This is a genomic window from Saccharothrix deserti (assembly GCF_009769385.1).
Taxonomy (GTDB): domain Bacteria; phylum Actinomycetota; class Actinomycetes; order Mycobacteriales; family Pseudonocardiaceae; genus Actinosynnema; species Actinosynnema deserti.
Genome location: NZ_ML775962.1, coordinates 290,749 through 316,038, shown reverse-complemented (window position 1 = coordinate 316,038; position 25,290 = coordinate 290,749). Strand labels below are relative to the sequence as shown.

Annotated in this window: 21 protein-coding genes; 14 read left to right on the top strand and 7 right to left on the bottom strand. The window is 71.0% G+C overall.

The window, feature by feature from the left end; all coding sequences use genetic code 11:
• The first annotated feature begins 271 nt into the window (after window positions 1-271).
• The gene (locus tag FM051_RS08400; protein WP_238412228.1) at window positions 272-955 is read left to right on the top strand and encodes a DUF1062 domain-containing protein; all 684 of its coding nucleotides are present in this window, start codon (window positions 272-274) and stop codon (window positions 953-955) included.
• Between the two features lie 187 nt (window positions 956-1,142).
• On the opposite strand, the gene FM051_RS08395 is transcribed toward FM051_RS08400, so the two are convergent.
• Window positions 1,143-1,835: a hypothetical protein gene (locus tag FM051_RS08395; RefSeq protein WP_158842326.1), complete on the bottom strand. Its 693-nt coding sequence runs from the start codon at window positions 1,833-1,835 to the stop codon at window positions 1,143-1,145.
• A gap of 388 nt (window positions 1,836-2,223) precedes the next feature.
• Between FM051_RS08395 and FM051_RS08390 the strand changes: the two genes are divergently transcribed.
• The 5 genes from FM051_RS08390 to FM051_RS08370 all read left to right on the top strand — a co-directional run bounded on the left by FM051_RS08390 (window position 2,224) and on the right by FM051_RS08370 (window position 10,404).
• Complete coding sequence (locus FM051_RS08390) at window positions 2,224-3,159, top strand: NmrA/HSCARG family protein (protein WP_158842325.1); 936 nt, start codon at window positions 2,224-2,226, stop codon at window positions 3,157-3,159.
• Between the two features lie 300 nt (window positions 3,160-3,459).
• The gene (locus tag FM051_RS08385; RefSeq protein WP_158842324.1) at window positions 3,460-4,983 is read left to right on the top strand and encodes an ABC transporter substrate-binding protein; all 1,524 of its coding nucleotides are present in this window, start codon (window positions 3,460-3,462) and stop codon (window positions 4,981-4,983) included.
• A gap of 6 nt (window positions 4,984-4,989) precedes the next feature.
• Entirely contained in the window at window positions 4,990-6,750 is a 1,761-nt protein-coding gene (locus FM051_RS08380) for an ABC transporter permease subunit (protein WP_158842323.1), read from the top strand.
• A 153-nt stretch (window positions 6,751-6,903) separates the two neighbouring features.
• The gene (locus tag FM051_RS08375; RefSeq protein ID WP_158842322.1) at window positions 6,904-8,313 is read left to right on the top strand and encodes an NAD(P)/FAD-dependent oxidoreductase; all 1,410 of its coding nucleotides are present in this window, start codon (window positions 6,904-6,906) and stop codon (window positions 8,311-8,313) included.
• A gap of 531 nt (window positions 8,314-8,844) precedes the next feature.
• Window positions 8,845-10,404: a hypothetical protein gene (locus FM051_RS08370; protein ID WP_158842321.1), complete on the top strand. Its 1,560-nt coding sequence runs from the start codon at window positions 8,845-8,847 to the stop codon at window positions 10,402-10,404.
• 205 nt (window positions 10,405-10,609) lie between these two features.
• Here FM051_RS08370 and FM051_RS08365 read toward each other — a convergent pair whose 3' ends face one another.
• Complete coding sequence (locus FM051_RS08365) at window positions 10,610-10,978, bottom strand: glycosyltransferase family protein (RefSeq protein ID WP_158842320.1); 369 nt, start codon at window positions 10,976-10,978, stop codon at window positions 10,610-10,612.
• A 31-nt stretch (window positions 10,979-11,009) separates the two neighbouring features.
• On the bottom strand, window positions 11,010-11,540 hold the full coding sequence (locus FM051_RS08360; RefSeq protein WP_238412227.1) for an ArsR/SmtB family transcription factor: 531 nt from the start codon (window positions 11,538-11,540) through the stop codon (window positions 11,010-11,012).
• A 163-nt stretch (window positions 11,541-11,703) separates the two neighbouring features.
• Between FM051_RS08360 and FM051_RS53065 the strand changes: the two genes are divergently transcribed.
• From FM051_RS53065 to FM051_RS08345, 3 genes are read left to right on the top strand one after another with little or no spacing between them, the layout of a single operon-like run.
• Window positions 11,704-11,829 carry a hypothetical protein gene (locus FM051_RS53065; protein ID WP_274383519.1) on the top strand — a complete coding sequence of 42 codons (126 nt, stop codon included), beginning with the start codon at window positions 11,704-11,706 and terminating at the stop codon, window positions 11,827-11,829.
• Complete coding sequence (locus FM051_RS08350; RefSeq protein ID WP_158842318.1) at window positions 11,826-13,670, top strand: S9 family peptidase; 1,845 nt, start codon at window positions 11,826-11,828, stop codon at window positions 13,668-13,670. The genes FM051_RS53065 and FM051_RS08350 overlap by 4 nt, the downstream gene beginning before the upstream one ends.
• Before the next feature lie 56 nt (window positions 13,671-13,726).
• Window positions 13,727-14,539: an intradiol ring-cleavage dioxygenase gene (locus FM051_RS08345; protein WP_158842317.1), complete on the top strand. Its 813-nt coding sequence runs from the start codon at window positions 13,727-13,729 to the stop codon at window positions 14,537-14,539.
• 1 nt (window position 14,540) lies between these two features.
• Here the strand turns inward: FM051_RS08345 and FM051_RS08340 are convergent, their stop codons facing one another.
• The 3 genes from FM051_RS08340 to FM051_RS08330 all read right to left on the bottom strand — a co-directional run bounded on the left by FM051_RS08340 (window position 14,541) and on the right by FM051_RS08330 (window position 17,704).
• Window positions 14,541-15,539, bottom strand: a complete 999-nt coding sequence (locus FM051_RS08340) for a YdcF family protein (protein ID WP_158842316.1) — start codon at window positions 15,537-15,539, stop codon at window positions 14,541-14,543.
• A 163-nt stretch (window positions 15,540-15,702) separates the two neighbouring features.
• The gene (locus FM051_RS08335; RefSeq protein WP_158842315.1) at window positions 15,703-16,932 is read right to left on the bottom strand and encodes a DUF4032 domain-containing protein; all 1,230 of its coding nucleotides are present in this window, start codon (window positions 16,930-16,932) and stop codon (window positions 15,703-15,705) included.
• A 70-nt stretch (window positions 16,933-17,002) separates the two neighbouring features.
• Window positions 17,003-17,704 (bottom strand): Clp protease N-terminal domain-containing protein, encoded by a 702-nt coding sequence (locus tag FM051_RS08330; RefSeq protein WP_158842314.1) that lies wholly within the window; start codon window positions 17,702-17,704, stop codon window positions 17,003-17,005.
• A gap of 157 nt (window positions 17,705-17,861) precedes the next feature.
• Here FM051_RS08330 and FM051_RS08325 point away from each other — a divergent pair, with 157 nt between their 5' ends.
• The gene (locus FM051_RS08325; protein ID WP_202918737.1) at window positions 17,862-18,368 is read left to right on the top strand and encodes a SigE family RNA polymerase sigma factor; all 507 of its coding nucleotides are present in this window, start codon (window positions 17,862-17,864) and stop codon (window positions 18,366-18,368) included.
• Window positions 18,365-19,408, top strand: a complete 1,044-nt coding sequence (locus tag FM051_RS08320; RefSeq protein WP_158842313.1) for an LCP family protein — start codon at window positions 18,365-18,367, stop codon at window positions 19,406-19,408. The genes FM051_RS08325 and FM051_RS08320 overlap by 4 nt, the downstream gene beginning before the upstream one ends.
• A gap of 63 nt (window positions 19,409-19,471) precedes the next feature.
• Here FM051_RS08320 and FM051_RS08315 read toward each other — a convergent pair whose 3' ends face one another.
• Window positions 19,472-20,722: a cation:proton antiporter gene (locus FM051_RS08315; protein WP_158842312.1), complete on the bottom strand. Its 1,251-nt coding sequence runs from the start codon at window positions 20,720-20,722 to the stop codon at window positions 19,472-19,474.
• A 295-nt stretch (window positions 20,723-21,017) separates the two neighbouring features.
• On the opposite strand from FM051_RS08315, the gene FM051_RS08310 reads away from it, so the two are divergent.
• The 3 genes from FM051_RS08310 to FM051_RS08300 all read left to right on the top strand — a co-directional run bounded on the left by FM051_RS08310 (window position 21,018) and on the right by FM051_RS08300 (window position 25,209).
• Entirely contained in the window at window positions 21,018-21,557 is a 540-nt protein-coding gene (locus FM051_RS08310) for a P-loop NTPase family protein (protein ID WP_158842311.1), read from the top strand.
• 173 nt (window positions 21,558-21,730) lie between these two features.
• On the top strand, window positions 21,731-23,362 hold the full coding sequence (locus FM051_RS08305; protein ID WP_158842310.1) for a glucuronyl esterase domain-containing protein: 1,632 nt from the start codon (window positions 21,731-21,733) through the stop codon (window positions 23,360-23,362).
• 158 nt (window positions 23,363-23,520) lie between these two features.
• Window positions 23,521-25,209: a DEAD/DEAH box helicase gene (locus FM051_RS08300; protein ID WP_158842309.1), complete on the top strand. Its 1,689-nt coding sequence runs from the start codon at window positions 23,521-23,523 to the stop codon at window positions 25,207-25,209.
• Window positions 25,210-25,290 lie beyond the last annotated feature (81 nt).

Sequence of the window (25,290 nt, the reverse complement as noted above, 5' to 3'; positions counted from 1 at the left end):
CCCGCTGGTTGAACATCATGGCGATCATGGATCTGTAAGCAGTGGTGGAGCACGTGCGGAATGAAGACGGGTTCGAGTCACTCCCCGTCTTTCTCCGACGTGCCGCTCGAAGCCCGCACCGTGTGATCAGTGCGGGTTTCCTTCACGCGACGTGATGTGCGACGTCGCGCCGGCCGGCGTGCTCCGCTTTCAGGCGCCGGCCGTACGCCACTGGATCCGGGAGGAATTCACGGCGCGGCAAAGCGCTGCCTGACGCCTCCTCCGCAAAGCCTTGGAGTTCGCCGAAGCCATGAACGATTTTCGCAGTACCCGTGTGCCCGCTGAAGGTGGCGGATCCGGCATCGACCGGAAAGCGCTGTGGGTGGTCGGAGAGCTCGGTCTGCCCGCCATCGTCAAAGCATGCGTGTCGTGCAGGTCCACGCGTCACCACCCCACCGGCAAGTTCCGCGTGAACGCGAACGGCAAGCTCCTCGACGTCTGGATGCTGATCTGCTGCGAGCTGTGCGGCCGCACGTCGAAGATCCCCGTCCACGAGCGCATCCATGTGCAGGCGCTCGAGCACGAGCGGCTGCTGATGTTCGAGAACAACGATCCCGCCATGGTGCGACATCTGGTCATGGACGCGGCGCTGGCCGGCAAGGCCGCATACCGGCTCGACTGGAGCGGCACGTGGGAGCTGGAAACCGACATGCCGTTCTACGAACTCGGGCGCGAGGATCCGGTGCCACTCGAGGTCGTCGTCAGATTCGAGCTCCCGGCGCCCATCCGGGTCGAGAAGCTGCTCACGGCCGGGTTCGGCCTGAGTCGATCCGCCGTGAGAGGCATGGTCGATTCCGGGCGCATCCGCCTGCCCATGTCCATCGACGCGAAGGCCCGCGAAGACTTCACCCTCTTCGTCATCACCACCCCACCGCCGTCATGCGAAGCGGCAGCGGATCAGGAGGCCCAGCCATAGGGTTGGGCTCGACGTCAGCGTCCGCGCACCGGCCGGCGGGGCGCCACTGCGCGGAGCCGCCGGGGCCGGAGTCGTGATCGAGGCGGAGCAGGATCGGACCGACTCCGACTTGCGGGTCTCGGACACCACTCCGGTCCGCCCGGCGGCGTGTTCGAGCAGGGTGCGCGTCAAGCGGTCACGGGGATGGTCAGAAGAAGCGGTCCATGATCAGCAGGACGGTGAAGATCGCGGAGACGGCGATGCCCGCCACGCAGAAGATCATGAGTGCGGCGAAGCCGCCGACCGCGGCGCCGGTCAGTTCGTCGTTGTGGTCCACGGTGTAGCTCACCGCCCACCACAGCGCGCCGCCGAACCCGATCAACAGCGGCGGTGCGAGCCGGAATGGGAGCTCTTCCACCCACTCGCTCGTGGTCGACCGGCCGACCGCCTGGGGGCAATGGCGGACCAGCGCCGCGGCGATCGTCCGCGCGTCGCGGGTGAGGCTGTTGAACTGCAGGCGCTTGCCGTCGTGGAAGAGGACCGCGCAGCCGAAGTCCCAGCCGAGACCGAGCCGTTCACCTTTCTCGGCCGCGGCGACCGCCTCGACCTGCTCCCACGTCCAACCGCGCCGCCGGCCGTGGGCGATGTGCGCGATGCCGTTGTCGTAGAGCTCGAACGACTCGGCGAAGCCACCGCGCACCGCCTTGCCCAACTGCGTCCCCACAACGGGCAGCGCCGCGACGATCACGATCATCACCAGGGCGAGCGCCCCGCCGTAGCTCCGACCCGGTCCGGGATTGGTGATCAGCCACGCCAGCAGGACTCCCACCGCGGCGGCGATCAGCAATGCCCCGATGCCGGCGATCCATCGCCGGCCGTTGGCGACCGGATGGGTGCTCACGAGATTCCCGAGTGGTGGTTGCATGTCCCCGCCCACGGTGCGGATGTTGCCGCGACGAACGTTAGATCTCGCGGCCGCGGGCTTGCCCGGTCTGGCCGGAAGCTGTCACCCGGGGCCGATCTACCGAGTCGTCACGGTGTCTCCCGATGGCCGCTCGCCGGCATCGTCGCAGGTGATTGGTATGACCGCCGCCCCGTCAAGAGCCTGAACACGCCCGTAGCGTCACCTTGGCGGCGCCGGACAGCTTGGAGTGCGCCAGGCGTGCTGTTCCGCCGGGCCGAGCCACTGGGTCGCGTCGTTCATCGAGACCGGTCCACCAACCACTTGACATGTCATGTACGTTCGGAAGCAAGTAGATGACGTGTCATACGAATGGAGGACGAGGGTCATGGCGGAGAAGAAAGTGATCGCGATCGTCGGTGCGACCGGTCAGCAGGGCGGCGGGTTGGCCAGGGCGATCCTGGCCGACGCCGATGGTGAGTTCGCGGTGCGCGCGTTGACCCGCAACCCGGACTCGGACGCGGCGCGGCAGTTGGCCGCGCAGGGTGCCGAGGTGGTCGAGGCCGACGTCAGCGACGAGACGAGCCTGACGAAGGCGTTCGACGGGGCGTACGGGGCGTTCCTGCTGACCAGCTTCTGGGAGCACATGTCGCCCGAGCGTGAGAAGCAGGACGCCGCGACCATGGCGCGGGCCGCGAAGACCACCGGCCTGACCCATGTGGTCTGGTCGACGCTGGAGGACACCCGCGAGCACATCCCGCTCGACGACGAGCGGATGCCGACGTTGCTGGGCAGCTACAAGGTGCCGCACTTCGACGCCAAGGCCGAGGCCGACGGGTTCTTCACCGACGCGGGGGTGCCGACCACCTTCCTGCGGACCACGTTCTACTGGGAGAACCTCCTCGGCCCGTTGGCGCCGCAGCGGGGCGAGGACGGCCGGCTCGTGCTGGCCCTGGCGATGGGCGACAGCGAGCTCGCCGGCATCGCGACCGAGGACATCGGCAGGACCGCCTACGGCATCTTCACCCGCGGCACCGACCTCGTCGGCCGGACCGTCAGCATCGCCGGTGAGCACCTGACCGGCGCGCAGATCGCCGAGCAGCTCGGCGCGGTCATCGGTGAAGAGGTGCAGTACGTGCCCGTGCCCTTCGACGTGCTGCGGGCGCAACCGTTCCCGAGCGCGGTCGAGATGGGCAACATGTTCCAGTTCTACGCGGAGGTGCCTCAGTTCAACGCCGCCCGCGACCTGAATGCCGTGCGCGAGTTGAACCCGCGGCTGCAGACCTTCCAGCAGTGGGTGACGGAGCACAAGGACGCGTTCTGACGCAAGACATCCGCGGCGAACAGGCCGCGCTGCTCAACACCCGCGCACCCACCGGCGTGTAACAGCGCCGGCAACCAGTGCGAGGCGGGCCGGGGACAGTGGGGCCGGCGCGACACAGCACCGGCCCCACGGCCATCAGTCCCCCGGACCTCGAGTAGCCCCTGGAGGCGCAGAGGGCTTGGTTGAGATGTCACTCACCTTGAGCAAGTTTGGTAAGGCTTGCTTTATAGGGTGGCGTCGCCCCTCGCCGCATCCAGCGAGCCGGGGCGTGACCGACCCGCTTGCACGACAGGACCCACTATGCGCCCCACCTGCCGTGGCCTCGCCGCCGCGCTCGCTCTCACCCCGTTTTTGGCCGGCTGTTTCGTGCCGGGCGAGGGCGACTCGAACACGGATGCGAACGCCGCGTCGTCCGGTCGTCTGGGGATCGCCCTCGCGGTGCCGCCGGCACAGGCCCTGTCCCCGTACAGCAATGACGCCACCGTGCTGAGCAAGCTCTCCGTGGCCGAAGGACTCACGGCGCTGGACCAGGACGGAGCCGCGGCGCCCGCGCTGGCGGAGTCCTGGACCCGGAAGGACGTCACCACCTGGGTCTTCGAGCTGCGCAAGGCCAAGTTCCACGACGGCACCGAGGTCACCGCCGAGTCCGTCGTCAACGCGCTCGACCACGCCAACGCGGCCAAGACCAAGCCCCGCGTGCTCAGCGACGTGACGCTGACCGCGAAGGCGGAGGACGCCGACACCGTCACGATCAGCACGAAGACCGCCGACCCGGTGCTCCCGCTGCGGCTCGCCAGCCCCGCGCTGGGCATCCTCGCCGCGAAGGCGTACGCGCAGGACGGCACCGTGAGTCCGGTCGGCACCGGAACCGGCCCCTTCAAGATCACCGACCTCACCGGGAAGACCAAGGCGGCCCTGGACCGCTTCGACGACTACTGGGGCGGCAAGGCCAAGGCATCCGGCATCGACGTGACCTGGATCGCCGACGGCACCGCCCGTGCCAACGCCCTGCGCGCAGGCGAAGTCCACATCGCCGAGTGGATCCCCACCGCCCAGGCGGAGCTGCTGGACCAGGACACCCGTCATGAGGTGCCCTCCGTGCGGACCGACAGCCTGGTCCTCAACACCGCCGGCGGCATCTTCGCCGACGAGTCGCTGCGCGCGGCCGCACGCGAGGCGGTGGACGGTTCCGCCCTCGTCGACTCGGTCTTCGGCGGGTACGCCGACCCCGCGCAGGGCCTGTTCGGGCCCGCCGTCCCCTGGGCGGCCGACAAGCGGGTCGAGGTGACCGGCCGCGCGACGGCCGCGACCACCGACCAGGTCAAGTCGAAGACCCAGGGCACGACGCTGCGCCTGGCCACCTACACCAACCGCGCCGAACTGCCCGAGGCCGCGACCGTGCTGCAGCAGCAGCTGGAGAAGGCCGGGTTCACCGTGCAGCAGGACGTGCGCGAGTACACGCAGATGGAAGCCGACCTGCTCGCGGGCAGGTACGACGCGCTCGTCTTCTCCCGGGTGACGCTCCTCGACACCGGCGACGCGGTCGCGTACCTCGCGAGCGACTTCACGAGCAGCGGCGTCTACAACATCGCCGGTGTGAAGGACTCCGGGGTCGACCAGGCCATCACGTCCGCCGCCGAGGAAGGCGACACCGCGCAGCGGCAGCAGAAGATCATGCGGGCCGAGGCGGAGATCCTGCGCACCGGCGCCATCGTCCCGCTGGTCCACGAGAAGGTCGTGCAGGGCATCAGCACCGATGTCGAAGGTGTGCTCCTCGACCCGCGCGAGCGCTCTCTGGTCAATGTCGACACCCACCTGAAGTAACGGCGGATGAGCAGCGTCACGTCCGACGATTCGGCCGACGCCCGCACGGTCCGGTGGCGCGCGGGCGCCGGCCGCGTCGTCGCCGGGACCACTCTGCTGACGGCCGTCGCCCTGCTGCCCTGGCTGTCCGGGACGGATCCCGCGCTGACGGTGCTGCGGGCGCGGTCCGCCGACCAGGACCCCACCCCCGCGCAGCTGGCCGCCGTGCGTGAGCAACTGGGCTTGGACGAGGGGCCGTTCACGCACCTCGCGCGCTGGCTCGGCGGACTGCCGCGCGGCGACGCGGGCACCTCGTGGGTGTCGGGCGAACCGGTCCTGCCCGAGGTGACGAGTGCGTTCGCGGTCTCCGTCACGATGATGCTCGGCGCGCTCGTCGTCACGATCGCCGTGGCCGCGCTGATCAGCGCACGCACCCTGTACCTCGGATCGCGGCGGGCGCTGGGACAGCGGCGGGCGGGCACCGGGGCCGCCTTCCTCGCCGCGCTGCCGAAGTTCCTGCTCGCCTCGCTGCTCGCCACCGTGTTCGGGGTGTGGCTGGGCTGGTTCCCGTCCAGCGGCTGGGCGGGACCGGGGTCGATGGTGCTGCCCGCACTCGCCCTCGGCGTGCCGTCCGGGGCGGTGATCGGCGGCCTGCTCGACCAGTCCCTGCCCGCCACCTTCCACGAGCCGTGGGTGAGGACCTGGCACGCCTGCGGGCTCTCGCCCGGCCACATCGGCCTGCACGCGCTGCGGGGCGTGCTGGCCGGGCTGCTCCCGCAGCTCCTGCCGACCGTCGTCGCCCTGGTCGGCGGCGCGGTCGCGGTGGAGAAGATCTTCAACATCCCGGGGCTCGGCCGGCTCGCCCTGGACGCCGCCATCGCCCAGGACTTCCCACCGCTGCAGACCGCGACACTGGCCCTCGTCCTGCTCGGTGTCGTCGCCGGTCTGCTCATCCAGGCCCTGCGCCGCGCTCTCCTCGGCCCCGCCCTGCGTGACGGCGCCCTGTCCGCACCGCACCCGCCGGCCCTCCCGCGCCGGCGCTCCACCCGCCGGGTGGCCGTGTTCTGCGCGCTCGCCCTGGTCACGCTGGTCGTGGCCGGGCTGCTGCGCGATCCCCTGCACGTGGACACGGCGGCCCGCCTGCTGCCGCCCTCGGCCGCGCACCCGTTGGGCACGGACGCCCTCGGCCGTGATCTGCTGGCCCGGCTGGGGCACGGAGCGCTGCGCACGGCGGGCCTGGCCCTGGCGGTGACGGCGGTCAGCATCGTCACCGGGCTGCTGCTCGGCATGGCGGGACAGGTGAGCGCGGGCCTGACGGAAGTCATGTCGACGCTGCCGGCCGTCCTGGTCGGACTGCTGACGACCGCGGTGACCGGGCCGTCGGTGTGGGGCGCCGCGTGCGCGGTGTGCCTGGTCGGCTGGACCCCTTACGCCGCCCAGGCCGCGGCGCTGCTCGAACAGGAACGGGCGACCGGTCACATACTGGCGTCGATCTCGTGTGGAGCCGACTCGGCGCACCTGCTGCGCCACCACCTGCTGCCCGCGGTGCTGCCCGCCGTGCTGCGCAACGCCGTCCTGCGCCTGCCCACCACGGTCCTCGTGCTGGCATCCCTCGGGTTCCTCGGCCTGGGCGAGCAGCCGCCCACGCCGGAGTGGGGCCGCCTGCTCTCGGAGAACCAGCCGTACCTGGAACTGGCGCCGTGGACCGTGCTCGGCCCGGCCTGCGCGCTCGTCCTGGTCTCCGTTCTCGCCGTGTCCGGCACGGCGTCGGGACGGCGCGGGGCCTGAGGTTCAACACGGCGCCGGTCCGTCAGGGGCAGCCGTTTCCATGCACCTCGGATGCCGATCAGCGGTGAGCAGTGCCGGTCAGGTAATCGATCTGGGAACTGAGCAGTTCTTCGGCCGACCATGGGTCTCCTACCGCAAGAGAAGGAGATCACGGTGCGCGCAGTGGTACTAGGGGCCGGACCGACGGGCTTGATGGCGGCGATGTTGTTGGCCGCGGAAGGACATCGGGTCACCGTGCTCGACCGCGACGCCTCGCCGCCCGACGGGGACGCGGGTGTGGTGTGGAGCGGCTGGAAACGACCGGGCGTCAACCAGTTCCACCACACGCACTGCCTGCTGCCCGGTGGTCTGCACATGCTGGCCGCCGAGGTTCCCGCGATCGTGGACCGGCTGATCGGGCTGGGTGGACGCCGGCACAACATGATCGGTGGCGCGTGGGGTGTCGGGCAGGTCGGCGGCCGGGAGCCGGAGGACGACCGGTTCGGGACGGTGGCCGTGCGGCGGCCCCTGCTGGAGGCGGCTGTGCTGGCCGAGGCCGAGCAGACCGCCGGTGTCACGCTGCGGCGCGGTGTGCGGGTGATCGGTTTGCTGACCGAGGCGGGGACCGCCGGGCAGCCCCACGTGACCGGTGTGCGCACGGGGGACGGTGAGCTGGCGGCGGACCTCGTGGTCGACGCGTCCGGCCGCAACTCGCAGGTGACCGCGATGCTCGCCGCGATCGGCGCCGAGCCCCACGAGCAGCGCGCGGAGGTCGGGTTCCGTTACTACACGAGGTTCTTCCGCTCGGCCGACGGTGTGCTGCCGCGCCGGCTGCCGTGGCCGAACCAGCACCACGACAGCCTCACCGTGCTCACCGCTCCGGGTGACTCCGGCACGTGGTCGGTGACGTTGGCGACCTCCGGTCGTGACCAGGAACTGCGGGGCCTGGGGCACAACGACGCGTGGCAGCGCGCGCTGGCGCTGTACCCGGCTGCCGCGCACTGGGGCGACGGCGAGCCGATCACGAACGTGACCGCGATGGGCGGGACGGAGAGCCGGTACCGCAGCTTCGTGGTGGACGGCCGGCCCGTGGCCACCGGCATCGTCGCGCTCGGCGACGCGTGGGCAACGATCAACCCGCAGTTCGGCACGGGCATGACGATGGGCTTCCGGCACGCCGCGCTGCTGCGCAACACGCTGCGCATGGTCGGCGTCGAGGACCCCGTCGAGTTCGCCGTGCGGTTCCACGCCGCCACCGAGCACAACCTCTCTCCCGTGTGGACGAGCTTCGCCGCGTGGGACGGGCACCGCTTCGCCGAGATCGACGCCGAGATGCGTGGCGAGGTCTACACGACCGACGACCCCGCCTGGAACCTCCAGATCGCCCTCGACACCGCGCGCCGGCACGCCCCGGACGTCCTGCGTGCTCTCGCCGACGTGGCCTGCATGCTCACCACGACGGAGGAGGCCCTGGCCAAGCCGGGGCCGCTGGAGAAGATCCTCGAACTGGGCGCCGGCGCACCCCGCTACCCCGATCCCGGCCCCACCCGCGCCGAGTTGTTGTCCGCCCTCACCCGCGACTGAGCCCATCGATCCTCGTAGCCGGAGGAATGCCATGACCGCTGTGTTCGTCCACGGAGTGCCCGAGACCGGCCGGCTGTGGGACCGGCTGCGCGCAGGCCTCCCGCCCGGGTCGATCGCGCTGGGACTACCGGGGTTCGGCGTGCCTCGCCCCGACGGGTTCGGCGCGACGATGGACGACTACGTCGAGTGGCTGGTGCGCGAACTGCACGAACTGCACGGGCTCCGAGGGCCGGTCGACCTGGTCGGGCACACCCCCGCGGGACAGCTCACCGCGGCCGGCGTCCCCGCCGCGGACGCCGGGTGGATGGGCGCCGAGTTCGACGCCACCATGGCGCAGTGCGTCCTGGACCTGTACCGCTCGGCGACACCCAACCCGCACACCCACTGGGCGGCCGCACGGTCCACGCCCACCACCGCACCCGGACTGGTGCTCCAGCCGTCGCTCGACCCGTACGACGACCAGGCGGCCTCCGACCACGTGGCCGCCCGCCTCGGCGCCCGTACCCGCCGCCTCGACGGACTGGGCCACTGGTGGACGCGCGCGGAGTCGCACCGGACGCGCGGGACACGGTGCTCTCGTTCACCGGCGGCAACCCCCTCGCACTCGCGCTGGCCGCCGCCGTCGCCCTTCGAGGTGACACCTCCGGTTGGACGCCCGGCCACCACGTCATCGGCACGCTCGTGCCCAAACTCGTCGGGGACACCCCGAGCCCCCGGCACCGCCGGGCCCTGGAGATCTGCGCCCACGCCCACATCACCTCGGAATCGATGCTGCGCGCCCTCATGGGGGACGACGCGCCGGAGCTGTTCGCCTGGCTGCGCGCCCAGCCGTTCGTGGAGTCCGCCCCGTCCGGGGTGTTCCCGCACGACGCCGTGCGAGAGGTCCTCGAAGCCGACCTGAAGTGGCGTGATCCGGACGGCTTCGCCGAGATGCACCGGAACATGCTCGAGCACCTGCTGGACCAGCTCCGCTCGGCGCCCGGGAACCTGCTCGTGCCGGCGACCGGCGCGCTGATCTACCTCTACCGCACCGACCGCCGGATCTCGGAGTTCAACAACTGGCGCGAGGCGGGGCTGGTGGAGGACCAGCCGTACGCGCCGGCCCACCGGCAGCGCGTGCTGGACCTGGTCGACGAGGCCGAGGGGGCCGAATCCGCGTTCATCGCCGAGTTCTGGCTCGACCGCCAACCCGAGGCGTTCCGGGTCTACCGGTCCACGGAAACGGGCGGCATCGTGGCTTTCTCGACGTGGTTGCGGCTGTTCGACCCGGAGGGGGTGGAGGTCGACCCGGTCGTGGCGGCGGCCTGGGAACACGCGCGCGCTACCGGGGCCCCGAAGCCCGGCGAGCACCTCGCGCTGGCCCGCTTCTCCGTCTACCCGCCGGCCCACCAGCGGCCGTCGGCGTCCATGACCCTCACCCAGTGGCGTGCCACCGGGGAGATGATCGTGGCCGACCGGCTCACGTGGTCGTACGTCGTCATGCGCGACGACGGTTTCTGGGACGCCCACCTGGGTGACATCAACATGGTGCCGATCGAGGACCGGCCGGTCGTCGGTGGTCACCGGCACGCGCTCTTCGGCCACGACTGGCGGGCGCAACCCGTGGTGCCTTGGTTGCGGGAGAAGTCCAACGTGATGCTGTCGGGCTCCCCGGCAGGCCTCGGACCCGCCGCGGGCCAGGACGGCGTGGTCGCGATGTCCCGCCCGGAGTTCGACGTGGCCGTCCGTGACGCGCTGCGCGCCCTGCAGTCGCCGCAGGGGGCCGGCGGGCAACCCGCTCACCCGCAGCCGGTTGGTGGTGGGGAGCGGCCGGAACCTGGCCGACGTGCTGGCGGGCGCCGCCGACCTGCTCCTGAAGGACAGGGGCGGGCACAAACGCCACCGCGCCGTGACCGCCACCTACTTCAACGGCTCCCCCACCCAGGAGGCCGTGGCACGCAGCCTCGGCATCCCGTTCAGCACCTACCGCCGACACCTGGTGTCGGCGGTGGACCGCATGAGCGATCTCTTGTGGCACCACGAGCTGAACGGCATCGCACTGCCCGTCGGCGACTGAGCCCCGGTCAGATCAGACCGCAGCGAACCGCGTAGGCGACCGCGTGCGACCGGTCGCGTTCCTCCTCCGACACCACCACGACCCCATCCCCCTCCAAGTGGCCGACCAGACCCGCCGGTCGCCGGTCCGACCGTGACCACCACGTTCACGTCCCGCCGGAGGACCTGCTCCAGCATGGTCGCCAACAGACCCTCGTCGTCGACGACGGTCCCGAGCGTGAGCAGGACGGTGGGCAGGTGCTCACGCCCCGGGAACCGCGGTGCGAACGCGGGTCCGCCCGGTTCGTCGCAGCCGACGGTGGAACCCGTCACGGAAACCCTTGTCCAACAAGGGGTTCAGCGCCGTCGTGATGCCGAACGACACCCACGGCACGCCCAGAGCAGCCGCGACCAGCGGGCCGACGAAGTCGGTGTGCTCGGAGACGAACAGGTCGGGCCGCTGCTCGCGCGCGACGGCCAGGGCCCTTTCGAAGGTCATGTCGACCCTGGTGCCGGTGAACATGTCCACGATCGGGCCGATGTCGGCGAGGTCGACCGGTCCCGCCCCGCACTCCACCGCGGTGGGCAGGTCGTCGAACTCGACGGCGTCGGCCACCAGCACGACCGGCACGCCCGTCTCCACCGCGGCCCGTCGGCCGCGCTCACCCGCGGGCCACTAGGGACCACAGGTAGCTGAGGGCTTCGCCGTCGGGTTCGTCGCGTTCGACGAACTCGGTGATCAGCGCGGCCATCCGGGCCTTCAGCTCAGCCTGTGACGCCGCGCCCAGGCGCAGCACTCCCCTGGCGGTCTCGCGGTTGGCGTCCGGGCCGGCCTCCAGGACCTCGGCGCGGTGCGCGGCCAGCAGTGCCAGCTCGACCCGTCGGGCCAGGCCCTCGCCCTCGACGTCGACCAAACCGAGCCGCCACGTCCGGCCGGTTGCCCGGTACGGGCGTTCCAGCGCGCCGCGCGTCCCGGTGCGCACGGGTTCGGCGGCCAGGAAATCGGTCTTCACCAGCGCCCGCACGTGCCGCAGCACGGTCGCGGGCGCGACGTCCAGCCGTTCGGACAGCTCCTTGTTGGTCAACGCCCGGTCCAGGCACAACCGCAGGATGCGCCAGCGCAACGGGTGCGCGAGCGCCTTCAACTCCTCGACCGTGGCGTCGCGGGCGGGGTGATCGGGCAGGGCCGGCACGCCGCAGAGGCTAACCCACGCGCTCTTGCCGCGCCGGACAGTGGTTTGATTCACTGACATCGATTGCATAAGATGAAATCACTTGGGGGCGCGGTGGACCGGTTGGCGAGGCAAGTCGGGGAATGGGCACGGACGCGGGACGGGTGAACGTGCGTGCTACGGCGTGCCGCCGGCCAACGTGGACGAGGCCAACCATGCCCCCGACGAAAACCTCGAACCGGACTGGTTCCGCCGCGGGATCATCGCGGCGGCCACCGTGCACTACGCGATCGCGGAGGCAGGACGATGAGCTGGACCGACTTCGAATGGCTCACCGGCGCGGAACCCAGCCCCGACGGCAAGAGCGTGGTGTACCTGAGCGACGTCTCCGGGCGTCCGCAGCCGTGGGTGCTGCCGTTGGCCGGCGGACCCGCGCGGCACGTGGAGGTGGCCGGGTCGGTCGGCCGGTGCGTGTGGCGGCCGGACGGCGCGCGGCTGCTCGTGCTCACCGATCCCGACGGCGGCGAGAACCACCGGCTCGCCGAGGTCGACCCCACGGTGTCCGATCCAGCGCGGGCAGGCACGGTGGAATGGCTGGTGGCCGAGGACGGCGTGCGGTGCGAGATCGGCGTGCCGTACGGCAGCACCGGCCGACCGTACAGCCCGGACGGGACGCTGCTCGCGTACGCCTGCAACGCCCGTGACCGCGAGGTGTTCGACGTGCTGGTGCGCGACCTGCGCACCGGCGAGGAGCGGATCGTGCTGCACGGCGACGACCGCTACCTGCCGATGGGCTTCTCCCCCGACTCACGCCTGCTGCTGGTGCTGCGGCTGCACCAGAACACCGAGCAGGACCTGTTCGTGTGCGACCTCGCCGACGGGACCGTCCGGCTGCTCACCCCGCACGACGGCCCGGCGAAGTACCAGCCGGTCGCGTGGCTGCCCGACTCGTCCGGCGTGTACCTGTGCACGACCCAGGGGCGTGACTTCCTGGGACCGGCCGTGCTGTCCCTGACCGGTGAGCTGACCTGGATCGACACGCCGGAGTCCGATGTGGAGGGTGCGGCGCTGTCACCGGACGGCACGCGGCTGGCGTGGGGGCTCAACGAAGACGGGTACACGCGGCTGAGGTGGGCGGAGGTGGGGGGCTCCCCCACCGACGTGACCGGACTGCCGCGCGGTGTCGCGGTCGCCGAGTTCGGTTTGGACGGACACGCCCTGCGGTTCACGACGTCCGGTGAACTCCTGGTGCAGCTCGGCCGGCCGGACGCGGCCACCGACCTGTTCCTGGTGGACCTGCCTGCCCGAGGGGAACGGGCACCGCAGAGAGCCCGGCAGCTCACCGACTGCGGCGCCGGGCTGCCCGTCGGGATCGTACCGCCGACGGTCGTGCACGCGATCAGCGCCGACGGGCTCACCGTGCCGTGCCTGCTCTACCGGCCGCCGCCGGCGAGCGCGGAGACGCCCGTGCCGGTCGTCGTGACCGTCCACGGTGGACCGGAGTGGCAGGCGCGCCCGGCGTTCGACCCGCTGGTGCAGTCCTTGTTGGCGCGCGGGATCGGCGTGCTGGCGCCGAACATCCGCGGCTCCTCCGGCTACGGGATGCGTTACCAGCGGCTGATCTACCGCGACTGGGGCGGCGGTGACCTGCTGGACCTGGAGGCCGCGGCGGGACTGCTCGACACCGTGCCTTGGGCCGACGGAACGCGGCTCGGCGTGCACGGAGCGTCGTACGGCGGGTTCGCCGCGCTGGCGTGCCTGACCGGGCTGCCGCACCTGTGGCGGGCCGGTGTGAGCGAGTGCGGGCCGTCGGACCTGCTCAACGACATCCGGTCGTTCCCGCCGACGTGGCGCAAGCGGGCGAACGACTGGATCGGCAACCCGGACGACCCGGCCGACGTGGCGGTGCTCACGGAACGCAGCCCGCTCGAAAACGCCCACCGGCTTCGCGCCCCGGTGCTCATCATGCACGGCGAGAACGATGCCAACGTGAACCCGGAGGCGTCCGAGCTGATGTACCGGAGGCTGCGTGAGCTGGGCAAACCGGCACGGCTGGTGATGCACCCCGGCGTCGGGCACGGCTGGAACCGGGCCGGCCTGGCCGAGACCGTGGACCTGATCGTCTCCTGGTTCGCCGACCACCTCTGCTAAGGATTGAACAGGAACTCCACAGGCAACACACAGGAACAGGCGTCAAGGTTGTCCACATGACGCCCATCCACGACCGCGGACTCGCCTTCGACCTCGCCACGCTGACCCGGAGGCGGGCCCTCACGCTCTTCGGTGGCGTGGGGCTCGCCTCGCTGACGGCGTGCGCCACCGGAGGCGGTCAGTCGACGTCCACCACCACTTCCACCACCGGCAGCACCACGAGCACCGCCGCGGCGGCCGAGTGCGGTGACGTGATCCCGCAGGAGACCGCCGGGCCGTACCCCGGTGACGGTTCCAACGGCCCGAACGTGCTCACCCAGTCCGGCATCGTGCGCAGCGACATCCGCACCAGCTTCGGCACCGGCTCCCGCACCGCCGAGGGCGTGCCGCTGCGCATCGAGCTGACCATCCTGGACAACGGGTCGGGGTGCGCGCCGTACGCGGGCGCGGCGGTGTACCTGTGGCACTGCGACATCGACGGCAAGTACTCGCTGTACTCGTCGGGTGTGACGAACGAGAACTACCTGCGCGGCGTGCAGGAGGCCGACTCGTCCGGCAAGCTCGCGTTCACCAGCATCTTCCCCGGCGCCTACTCGGGGCGGTGGCCGCACATCCACTTCGAGGTCTACCCGAGCCTGGCCGAGGCGACCAAGGCGGGCACCGAGATCACCACGTCCCAGCTGGCGCTGCCCGAGCAGATCTGCAAGACCGTCTACGGCACCACCGGGTACGTGCAGAGCGTGCGCAACATGGCGCGGACGTCCCTGTCGGACGACATGGTGTTCAGCGACGGGCACGACGAGCAGATGGCCGACGTCACCGGCGACGTGAACGCCGGTTACACCGCCTCGCTCACCGTGACGGTGTGATTCAGGCGAGGGTGAACACCACGTGCAGGGCCACCAGCAGGCCGCACGTGACGGTGTGCGCGACCGGGTTGTGCGTGAGCAGCGCGGCGAACTCGCGCAGGAACGCGCTGGGCAGGAAGTACCACGCCGTGGGCGCGCCGATGATCTGCATGCGCAGCTTCAGCCGGCGCGCCAGGACGGCGGCGCGGAACACGTGGAAGTTGTTGGTCACCGCCACCGCGCGGCCGGTCCAGCCGCGTTCGGCGAGCACGTTCGCGCTGTACTTCAGGTTCTGCTCGGTGGTGGTGGACCGGTCCTCCAGCACGATCAGCTCGTCGGGGACCTCGCGGCGGAGCAGGTAGTCGCGCATGGCCGCCGCCTCGGAGACCACCTCGTCCGGGCCCTGCCCGCCCGAGACGACCATCAGGGGCGCACGGCCGGCGTCGACCTCGCGGCGGTACAGGTGCAGGCCGCGGTCCAACCTGCCGGCCAGCAACGGCGGCACCCGGTCGCCGATCAGGCCCGCGCCGAGCACGATGACCGCGTCGAACCCGGACCGGCGGCCGACGCTGCCGTAGACGATCGAGTACAGCAGCAGGCTGACGAACAGGAACGCGACGTAGGCCGCGACGATCAGCAGTGCCCCGATCAGGGCGTCGACCAGCGGGCCGGTGTACGCGGTGGCGAACCCGAAGGCGGCGACGACGCCGAAGACCGCGAGCCCGGCCAGGAGCGAGAGCAGGTTCGCCAGGCGGAAGCCTTCCCGGCGCAACATCAGCACGCCGTTCGCGATCAGCGCGATCGGCAGCACCAACCCCAACCCGAGCAGCACGGCCACGAACCCGTACCCGACCGCCACCGCGAGCCACCCGTCGCTCATCGAGGCCCGGAAGAGCAGCCAGAGCAGGAGGAACACGAGCGTCGCGCCGAGCCACACCGCATTGCCGAGCCGCCGCCGGTCGCGGATCACACCGATGACGAAGAACGTGGCGGGCACCAGCGCCGCGACCCCGAAGATCATGCGGGCAAATGTAGGCGAGCGGCTGCCGCGGTGACGACCCGCCACCCGTTCGACCCCGCCCGCCTCCGCTGCGGGTACGCCTCGATGCCGCGCCCCCTCCAACGCCTGCCGCACGGCCGCGCCCGGCTGGCTGGCTGGCTGGCTGGTGATCGTCACCGCACGGTCAGTCGATCTCCTCGACCTCGACCTGGCTCTCGGCCTCCGCGTCCCGATCCGGCAGCACGGTGGCGAGGTAGGACCGGAGGGCGGCGGTGGTGCCGACGTCCCGGCCCGCGTGCTCGGACAGGTACCAGCGGTGGACCAGGACCTCGTGGAACAGCTCCGCCGGCGCCAGCACGCCGAGCAGGTCGGGCGGGACGGCGGCGACCACCGGGTCGTAGACCTCGTTGCGCCACAGGTGACCGGCGGTGGTCTCCGGGACCGGTGCGCCGTCGCGCTGTTCCAGGTACGCGCGGAACGAGCGGAGGTCGTTGAGCAGGCGGCGGGCCTGGCCCTCCTGCACTTCCAGTCCGGTGAGCTTGAACAGCTCGCGGCGGTGCTGGCCGATCTCGGCGACCCGGATGTCCACCCGCAGCCGGGCGCCGCTGTCGGAGGTGACCAGCTCCACCTCGCCGACGTCGAAGCCGAGGTCGTTGAGCCTGCGCAAACGTTCGGCGACCCGGTAGCGCTGCTCGTCGAGCCGGAAGAACTCCTCGCGGGTCACCTCGTCCCACAGGGCGGCGTAACGCCGGGGCACGCTGTCGGCCACCTCGACCGGGTCGATGTCGGGCGGCAGCAGGCCGCCGGCTTCGAGGTCCATCAGCTCACCGCCGATGCGCTCCCGCGCCAGGTCCACGTCGTAGGTGCGCTGGCCCGTGGACAGCTCGGGGTGGCGTTCGACGGTCTCGGCGTCGACCAGGTACGCGGCCAGGTTGCCCGCGTCGAGCCGGAACAGGGTGTTCGACAGCGAGCAGTCGCCCCAGAACGTGCCCGACAGGTGCAGCCGCACGAGCAGTTCGACCAGCACGTCCACGAGGCGCTCGGCCGAGTGCTCGGCGCGCGGGCTGGAGAACAGGTAGCGGTAGGACATGGAGTGTTCGAGGTAGCGGGTGACCAGGATGGCCTGCTGGTCGTCCGGGCGGTCGACGCACAGCCCGAGCACCGATACCGAGGGCATCCCCTCGCCTTCCAGGTCGCCGAGCACGGCGTACTCGTGCCGGGCGAGGGATTCGGCGATCTCCTTGAGCGCGTACACGTGGCCTTCACTGGCCACGAACCGCACGACGTGCCGCGAGATGCCCCGCTGTGGGACGGTCAGCAGCAGCCGTTCGTCCCACTCCTCCAGCGGCTGGGCCCACGGGAGGGCGAGCAGGCCACCGGCCTCGGCGGCGGGTGGGCGGAAGAGGAATCGCATGTGCTCCCCGTCGTGGTGCGCGGACGACGGGAAGCTACCCGTTACCGGGTCGGCTATCCAGGTGGCCGTCTCACGCCCGGCGTTCCAGGCGTTCGATCCGCTCGACGACCGGCTGGAGTTCCTTGCGGACCACGGCGGTGATCACGGCGGTCGGGTCGGCCGGTGTGGAGGCGGCTTGGAAGTGCGCGAAGCCGCTCAACGCCGCCACCACGGCCTGACGGGCGGAACGCGGGTCGACGCCCAGGGCGCGCAGGACGTTGCCGGCCGTGCCGTCGGGTTCGGCGGCCAGGCCGATCAACAGGTGTTCACAGCCGACGTAGTTGTGGCCCAGCGTGATCGCCTCCGTGACGCCCAGTTCCAGCGCGACGGCCGCCGAAGGGCTGAACGCCGTGGGCGTGGCGTCGCCCGCGGGCTGCTCGGGCAACGTGATGCGGTCCGGGTCGACCTCCATCGCCCGCAACACCCGCAAGGCGAGGTTGCCACCCTCCTCCAGCACGCCGACCAGCAGGTGTTCCGTGCCGACGGTCGCCGAACCGTCCGCGCGGGCCCGGTCGGCGGCCAGCCGCAGCACGGTGCGCACCCGGTCGGTGAACCTGGACTGGCGCGCCGCCGCGTCCTGCGACGCCGGGTCGTCCAGCCTGATCGCCCGGATCGACCCGATCCGCCGCACGGCCTGCTCCAGGGCACGCTGGCACACGGCCGACACCGGCACCCCTACCTCTTTGACCTGCTCGGCCAGCTCGTCCGGCAGGTACACGTTGATCTTCGGCACGACGTTCCCCCTCCAGGGAATGTGTAACCCCATGTATACCCCCAGATAGGGTTATAGACAACACGTGTCGCAGGTCACACCCGAGTGGTTCAACGTGGCGCGTCCTCCAAGGGGTTTCCCGACCGCAACGGACCTGACAGCGGCAGAAGGGGGCGACGTGCCGGACGACGACTACGACCAGTTCGTCACCGAACGTCTTGATCGACTCTTGCGCTACGCCACGGCGTTGACGTGCGACAAGTACCTGGCCCAGGACATCGTCCAGGACGTGCTGCTGCGCGCCAGGCAACGGTGGGCGCGGATCGGGGCGGTGGACGTGCCCTACCTCTACGTCAAGCGGATGGTGACCAACGAGTACCTGTCGTGGCGACGCCGCCGGGCGGCCCGGGACGTCTCGTCGACGCACAGCGCGCTCGACGAACTGGCGCCGGTGGTCGCCGACCCGGCGGTGCGGCACGCGGAACGGGACGCGATGCGCGCCCGGATCGCCGTGCTGCCGCGCAAGCAGCGTGCGGCACTCGTGCTGCGCTACTACGAGGACAGCACCGACGCCGAGATCGCCCAGATCCTGGGCTGCGCGGAAGGCACCGTGCGCAGCCACATCTCCCGCGCGCTCCAGAAGCTGCGGATCAACGAGAACACCCCGTCGGAGGTGCTGCGATGACCGAACAGGAGGCCCTCATCCGCGAGGCGATCGCGGCCGAGGCGGACCAGGCGGTCGACTACCGCGCCGTCCTCGCGAACCTGCACGGCAAGCGGTCCCGGCGGCGGCCGATGGCGTTGATCGCCGCCGCCACGCTGACCGTGGTGGCCGCGGCCGTCGCGGTGATCGTGCCGCTCAGCATGGGCCGGAACGCGTCGCCACCGCCGGTCGACCCGGCCGCGCCGCCGGCGACCCCGCAGACCGTGCTGCTGATCGGTCTGGACGGGGAAACCAACACCGACGCCATCGTGCTCGCACGGGTCGGCGCGGACGGCACGGTCAGCGCGGCGTCGCTGCCGCGCGACTTGTGGGTCGACATCCCCGGCCGGGGCATGGGGAGGCTGAACTCGGCGTACCCCGAGGCTCACGCGGCCGCGCAGGCCGAGGGGCAGGACGGCGACACGGCCGGCGCGCAGGCGCTCGTTCAGACCGTCGCAGCGCTGGTGGGCATGGAGATCGACCACTACGCGGCCGTCGACATGGCGCGCTTCGCCTCGCTGGCGGACGCGGTCGGTGGCGTGGACGTCTGCCTCAAGGCGGCGGCCCGTGAGAGCTACTCCGGCATCGACCTGCCCGCGGGTCGGCAGTCGTTGAACGGCGAGCAGGCGCTGGCGTTCCTGCGGCAGCGCGTCGGGCTGCGCAACGGCGACCTGGACCGGGTCAGGCGGCACCAGGCGTTCCTCCGGTCGCTGGCCGCCGAGGTGGCCGGCCTCGACGACCCCGCGAAACTCGCCCGACTGGTGGAGACGGCACGTTCCGCCGTGCGCACCGACCCGGACTGGAACCTGCTGGAGTTCGCCGGGCAACTCACCCCGAACGCCCGCACCGCGACGATCCCGGTCAACCCGGATCTCATCGAGACCCGGACCAACCCGGCATTCGCCATCGACCCGGCGGACGCCAAGGCGTTCGCGGCGGAGTTCTTCGCCGACCAGCCCACCCAGCCCATCGCGTCCCCCGTCCCGACCTCCCGGAACCCGGACGACGGCTGCGTCGACTGAGAGCGGTGACCGGTCCGCTCTCCCCACCAGGAGTCCCGCCTGGCGGGGAGAGCGGCGTCCGGGTCATGGCCTGTTCGGGGGCAGCCCGGGGACCGGTACCCGCTTCGGTGCGACCCGGCGTTCGATGAGGGAGAGCAGCGGTCCGGTCATGGCAGTGGTCACCAGCGCCATCACCACGAGGGCCAGGAACAGCTGCACGGAGAGCAGACCGGCGCTGTACCCGGCCTGCAGCACCACGATCTCGGTCAGGCCGCGGGTGTTCACCAGCACTCCGACCGTCAACGCCGTCCGGCGGTCCCGGCCTGCCAGCCGACCGCCGAGGTAGCCGCCGCCGATCTTGCCGACGATGGCCAGCACCAGCGCGATGGCGATGGCGCTCCACGGCACCGAGCCGCGCGGCGCGTTCGCCACACCCATGCCCGCCACCACGAAGAACACCGGCACCAGCAGGCGTCCGGACGACATCACCGGCCGCACCGCCTTGGCCCACGGCCCGCCGGGGATCGCGAGGCCGACCGCGAACGCGCCGAACACGGCGGTCAGGCCCCAGTGCTCGAACTGGAACGCCACCAGCAGCGCCAACGCGGAGACGGCCGCGGCGGTGGCACGGGGGGAACGTTCGGCGCACGACATCGGCACCCGGCCGCGCAGCAGGATGCGGCCGATGACGGTCACCGTGACGCCGAGGACGAGCAGGACCAGGGACACCACGAGCCCACCGGAGATGCCGACGGCCACCACGAGCAGCACCCACGCCGCCGAGTCGGTGACCACGGCGGCGGCCATGGCGAGCCTGCCCGCCGGGCTCTCCACCATGCCCCGGTCCTCCAGCACGCGGGCCAGCACGGGCACGGCCGTCACGCTCAACGCCACCGCGATCATCAGCACCAGCGCCGGTGTGGGCGCGTCGCCGCGCAGTTCCGGATCGGCCACCCAGACCACCCACGCGGCCATCACCAGGCCGGTGAGCAGGGCGGGCAGGAACGAACCGGCGGTAACCCAGCCGACCGCACGGGCGCCCAGGCCCGAGCCGCCGTGCCGGAGTTCGTGCGCCACGCCGACCAGGAACAGCACCAGGCCGACCTGCCCGACGACCTTCAGCGGGCTCACCACATCGGTCGGCAACACCGCCGCCAGGGTCGACGCGCCACCGACCGCGAGCACCGCCGGCACCACCAGGATGCCTGCCAGGATCTCGCCGATGACCTCGGGCTGCCTCAGCGCACGTGCCACGAGCCGTCCCAGGTACGCGGCGACCAACACCACCGCCAGGACGGCGACCACGTGCACCGCACGTAAAAGGATGTCAGTCAAAGTTGCCCTCCACATAGGACAAAGCGGCTTGAACGCCCGGCCTCTTCGAGCGCCGTCCTGATCGTCGAGGTCAATGCTTTCGGCCCGCTGTGACCGAGCGCCAACAGATCGGTGATGCCGTGCCGACTTCGGCAAAATTTCGGCCCCACTTCGTCAGATCGACTCGGCCGATGACGATCAGGACCAGGCCGGGTGGGCAAAACGGTCCGATGTGGACTCTGTGATCAATCGGGTGGCCTCGGGTCACGGCGAGCTGGTAAGCCTGCACCGGTTCACTCACCCGGGAGGCTTCGGCATGGTTCCGCGTCGCATTGTGGTCCTGGGCGTCAGCGGTGTGGGCAAGTCGACGCTGGCGGGCGCGTTGGCGCCGCTGGTCGACGGCGTGCACGTCGAGCTGGACGCGATCCAACACGGCCCGGATTGGACGCCACCGCCGGTGGAGGAGTTCCGGGCGCGGCTCGCGGCGGCCACCGAGGGGCCCGCCTGGGTGGTCGACGGCAACTACATCAACCAGACCGCGGAAGTCCTGTGGCACCGCGCCGACCTCGTGGTGTGGCTCGACCTGCCGTTGCGGGTGATCATGCTGCGGTTGTTGCGCCGCACCACGATCCGGATCGTGCGCCGGACCGAGCTGTGGAACGGCAACCGGGAAGGGCCGGGCGCGCTGATCGGGCCGAATTCGGTGCTGTCGTGGGCGTTCCACGCGCACCGCAGGCACCAGGCGGAGTACCCGGACCGGTTTGCGCGGACCGGCGTGCCGTGGGTGCGGCTGCGGTCGGCCGGTGAGGTGAGGCGGTGGCTCGCGGAGTTCAGGGCGGCGAACCCCCTTACCTGATCACGTCGGGACGCGCTCGCCACGTTCGGCGATCGCCAAGTGAGACCACGAAAAGTTTGCGCAGGTCAGGTCACATTGACATGTTTCGATAACCTGCTCGAAACTTTAGGTTATTCGCATCCGCGATCAAGGACCGCCGCCTTCGCCTCCACCCACCCGGAAGGAGAGCTCTGGTGATCATCAGCTCAGGCCGCTCCAGGATCCGTTCGACGGTCGTCATGCTGGCGGTAGCGGCGCTCGCGCTCGCTGGAGCGTTGACGGCGGTAGCGAGAACCACGGCCACCGGCAGTCTCGCGGTCGCCGCGGGCGTCGAAGACGAGGGTGCCGACTGCCCGGTGACCCTGCCCGGCTCGTTAACGGCCGATGCCAAGCTTCCCGATCCCTTCCAGAAGCTGAACGGCACGCGCATCTCCACCAAGTCCGACTGGCGGTGCCGACGGGCGGAGATCAAGAAGCTGGCGGAGCGGTACGTCTACGGCGAGAAGCCCGGAAAGCCCTCAAGCGTCACGGGAACGGTCTCGAACACCAACATCACCGTGAACGTGACGCACAACGGCAGGAGCTCCAGCTTCTCGGCGAGGGTCGAACTGCCCAGCGGTTCCGGCCCGTTCCCCGCCGTTGTCGTCGTGGGAGGGTTCGGAGCGGACACGGCCACGATCAAAGCCGCCGGTGCCGCCGTCATCAACTACGACCCCCTCGCGGTCGGACGAGAAGGCACGCCGCGCAACAACAAGCAAGGCGCGTTCTACAGCATCTACGGCGCCACGAGCAGCACCGGGCTGCTGGCCGCCTGGGGCTGGGGCGTGAGCCGGATCATCGACGTCATCGAGCAGTCGGGCGGCAGCGTTCTCAAAGCGGACGCGATGGGCGTCACGGGATGCTCGCGGTACGGGAAGGGCGCCTTCGCGATCGGTGTGCTCGACCAGCGCATCGCGTTGACCATGCCGATCGAGTCCGGCAGCGCCGGTGTGCCCGTCTTCCGCGGCATTCCCGGGGAAGGCGCCCAGAGCCTGAGCAGTGCCTACGGTGAACAGCCGTGGCTGGGCGACGCGTTCGGCTCCTTCACGAGCAACCCGGCGAACCTGCCGGTGGACACGCACGAAGTGGTGGCCATGGTCGCGCCGCGCGGACTGTTCATCATGGACAACCCCCACATCACCAACCTCGGCCCCAAGTCCGCGAGCGTGGCGGCGTTGGGCGGAGCGGAGGTCTACAAGGCGCTCGGCGCGGGGGACAACATCACCTACTGGTCCGACGTCCAGGACGGCAGCCACTGCGCGTCCAGGGCCGAATGGCGGACCCCGTTGCAGCAGAACATCCAGAAGTTCCTGCTGAAGACGGGCAACGCTCCCGGCACGATCAGGATGTCGAGCAGGGCGACCGGCAACCTGTCCGAGTGGAGGACCTGGACGACCCCGACCCTCTCGGACGGCCCGACGTCCACCACCTCGACCACTTCCACCACCTCCACGACGACCACCACCACCAGCACGACCACCACTCCGCCGACCGGTAGCGGCTGCACGGCGTCGGTGTCGATCAACCAGTGGACGGGTGGTTTCGTCGCCACGGTCAAGGTCACCGCCGGCTCGGCGCCGGTCAACGGCTGGACCGTCTCCATGACCCTGCCGTCGGGCGCAGGCATCACCAACGCCTGGAACGCCAACCGCAGCGGCAACAGCGGCACGGTCGACTTCACCAACGTCAGCTTCAACGGCTCCATCGCCGCCGGCCAGTCGACCGAATTCGGCTACCAGGCCACCGGCACCGGCTCGGGAATGACCCCAACCTGCTCCGCCAGGTAGTCCCCCGCGCTCGGCGAATTCCCAGGGCCCGGTGTGAAGACGGCAAGCCTCCACACCGGGCCCGCCGACGGAGTTCCGGCACGCCGAACTGCAGGACCACATCCTGGGCGTACCCCCCTCACCGAGCGGTTCAGGGGCGATCAGCGAGACTTGAGGGTATGAACGACGAGCCCGACGACCGGACCAGCTTCGCCGACCTCGGGTTGCGCCCCGAACTCCTCCGGGCGCTCACCGGCCTCGGCTACGAGGAGCCCACCCCCATCCAGCGCGAGGCCATCCCGCCGTTGACCGAAGGCCGCGACCTGCTCGGACAGGCCGCCACCGGCACCGGCAAGACCGCCGCGTTCGCGCTGCCCGTGTTGGAACGCATGGCCGGCGGTGAGCGGAACTCGAGGGCGCCGTTCGCGCTCGTGCTCGTGCCGACCCGGGAACTGGCGGTGCAGGTCTCCGAAGCGGTGCACCGGTACGGCCGGGAGTTGGGCGCCCGGGTGCTGCCGATCTACGGCGGCCAGCCCATCGGGCGGCAGTTGCGGGTGCTGGAGCAGGGCGTGGACGTCGTGGTGGCCACGCCGGGCCGCGCGGTGGACCACCTCAACCGGGGCACGCTGAAGCTGGAGAACCTGGAAGTCGTCGTGCTCGACGAGGCCGACGAGATGCTGGACATGGGCTTCGCCGAGGACCTGGACACGATCCTGGCCGAGACGCCCTCCGAGCGGCAGACCGTGCTGTTCTCCGCGACCATGCCGGGACGCATCGACCGGCTGGCCCGCCAGCACCTCAAGGACCCGGTGCGCATCACCATCGGCCGTGAGCAGGCCGAGCCGGGCGAGGCGCCGCGCGTGCGGCAGAGCGCGTACGTCGTGCCGCGCGCCCACAAGCCGGCCGCGCTGGGCCGGGTGCTGGACGTCGAGGCGCCGACCGCGGCGATCGTGTTCTGCCGGACCCGTGACGAGGTCGACCAGCTCACCGAGACGTTGAACGGGCGCGGCTACCGGGCGGAGTCGCTGCACGGCGGCATCAGCCAGGAGCAGCGCGACCGCGTGATGGCACGGCTGCGCAACGGCACGGCGGACCTGCTGGTGGCCACGGACGTGGCGGCCCGCGGGCTGGACATCGAGCAGCTGACGCACGTCGTCAACTACAACGTGCCGTCCGCGCCGGAGTCGTACGTGCACCGCATCGGCCGGATCGGTCGGGCGGGCCGCGAGGGTGTGGCGATCACCCTGGCCGAGCCGCGTGAGCACGGGATGCTCAAGACCATCGAGCGCGTCACCAAGCAGCGCATCCACATGGAGAAGGTCCCGACCATCGCCGACCTGCGGGCCCGCAAGTTGGAGCTGACCAGGGCCGCGCTGCACGAGAGCCTGCTGGAGGACGACCTGGAGCACTTCCGGGTCGTGGTGGAGACGCTGACCGACCAGTTCGACGTGATGGAGGTGGCTCTCGCGGCGGTCAAGCTCGCGCACGAGGCCACCGGCGCGGCGGCCGACGAGGAGGAGATCCCCGAGTACGTGCCGCGGTCCGGGCCGTCCGGTGAGCGCCGTGGCCGCGAGGCCGGCGGCGACCGCCGTGAGCCGCGCAAGCCGCGCCGGCCGTCCGCGGGCATGACGAGGCTGTTCGTCGGCGCGGGCCGCAGTTCGGGCATCCGGCCGCAGGACCTGGTCGGCGCGATCGCGGGTGAGGCCCGGCTGAACGGCCGGGACATCGGCGCGATCGAGATCGCGGACCGGTTCTCGCTGGTGGAGGTGCCGGAGGCGGCGGCGCAGCAGGTCATCGCGTCACTGCGGGGCGCCACCATCAAGGGCCGCAAGGTCACCGTGCGACGGGAGCGCGACGACCCGCGCTGACTCCTCATCGACCTCATTAATTGTCAGTTCGCCCTACGAACTAGTATGGTTCGTAGGACGAACTGACAGATCTCTGGGGAG

Bases quoted from the DNA above. Each gene is read 5' to 3' on its own strand.
- FM051_RS08335 (WP_158842315.1), bottom strand. From the start codon at position 16,932: ATGCGATTCCTCTTCCGCCCACCCGCCGCCGAGGCCGGTGGCCTGCTC.
- FM051_RS08340 (WP_158842316.1), bottom strand. From the start codon at position 15,539: ATGATCTTCGGGGTCGCGGCGCTGGTGCCCGCCACGTTCTTCGTCATC.
- FM051_RS08350 (WP_158842318.1), top strand. From the start codon at position 11,826: ATGAGCTGGACCGACTTCGAATGGCTCACCGGCGCGGAACCCAGCCCC.
- FM051_RS08345 (WP_158842317.1), top strand. From the start codon at position 13,727: ATGACGCCCATCCACGACCGCGGACTCGCCTTCGACCTCGCCACGCTG.
- FM051_RS08385 (WP_158842324.1), top strand. From the start codon at position 3,460: ATGCGCCCCACCTGCCGTGGCCTCGCCGCCGCGCTCGCTCTCACCCCG.
- FM051_RS08380 (WP_158842323.1), top strand. From the start codon at position 4,990: ATGAGCAGCGTCACGTCCGACGATTCGGCCGACGCCCGCACGGTCCGG.
- FM051_RS08300 (WP_158842309.1), top strand. From the start codon at position 23,521: ATGAACGACGAGCCCGACGACCGGACCAGCTTCGCCGACCTCGGGTTG.
- FM051_RS08320 (WP_158842313.1), top strand. From the start codon at position 18,365: ATGACCGAACAGGAGGCCCTCATCCGCGAGGCGATCGCGGCCGAGGCG.
- FM051_RS08310 (WP_158842311.1), top strand. From the start codon at position 21,018: ATGGTTCCGCGTCGCATTGTGGTCCTGGGCGTCAGCGGTGTGGGCAAG.
- FM051_RS08390 (WP_158842325.1), top strand. From the start codon at position 2,224: ATGGCGGAGAAGAAAGTGATCGCGATCGTCGGTGCGACCGGTCAGCAG.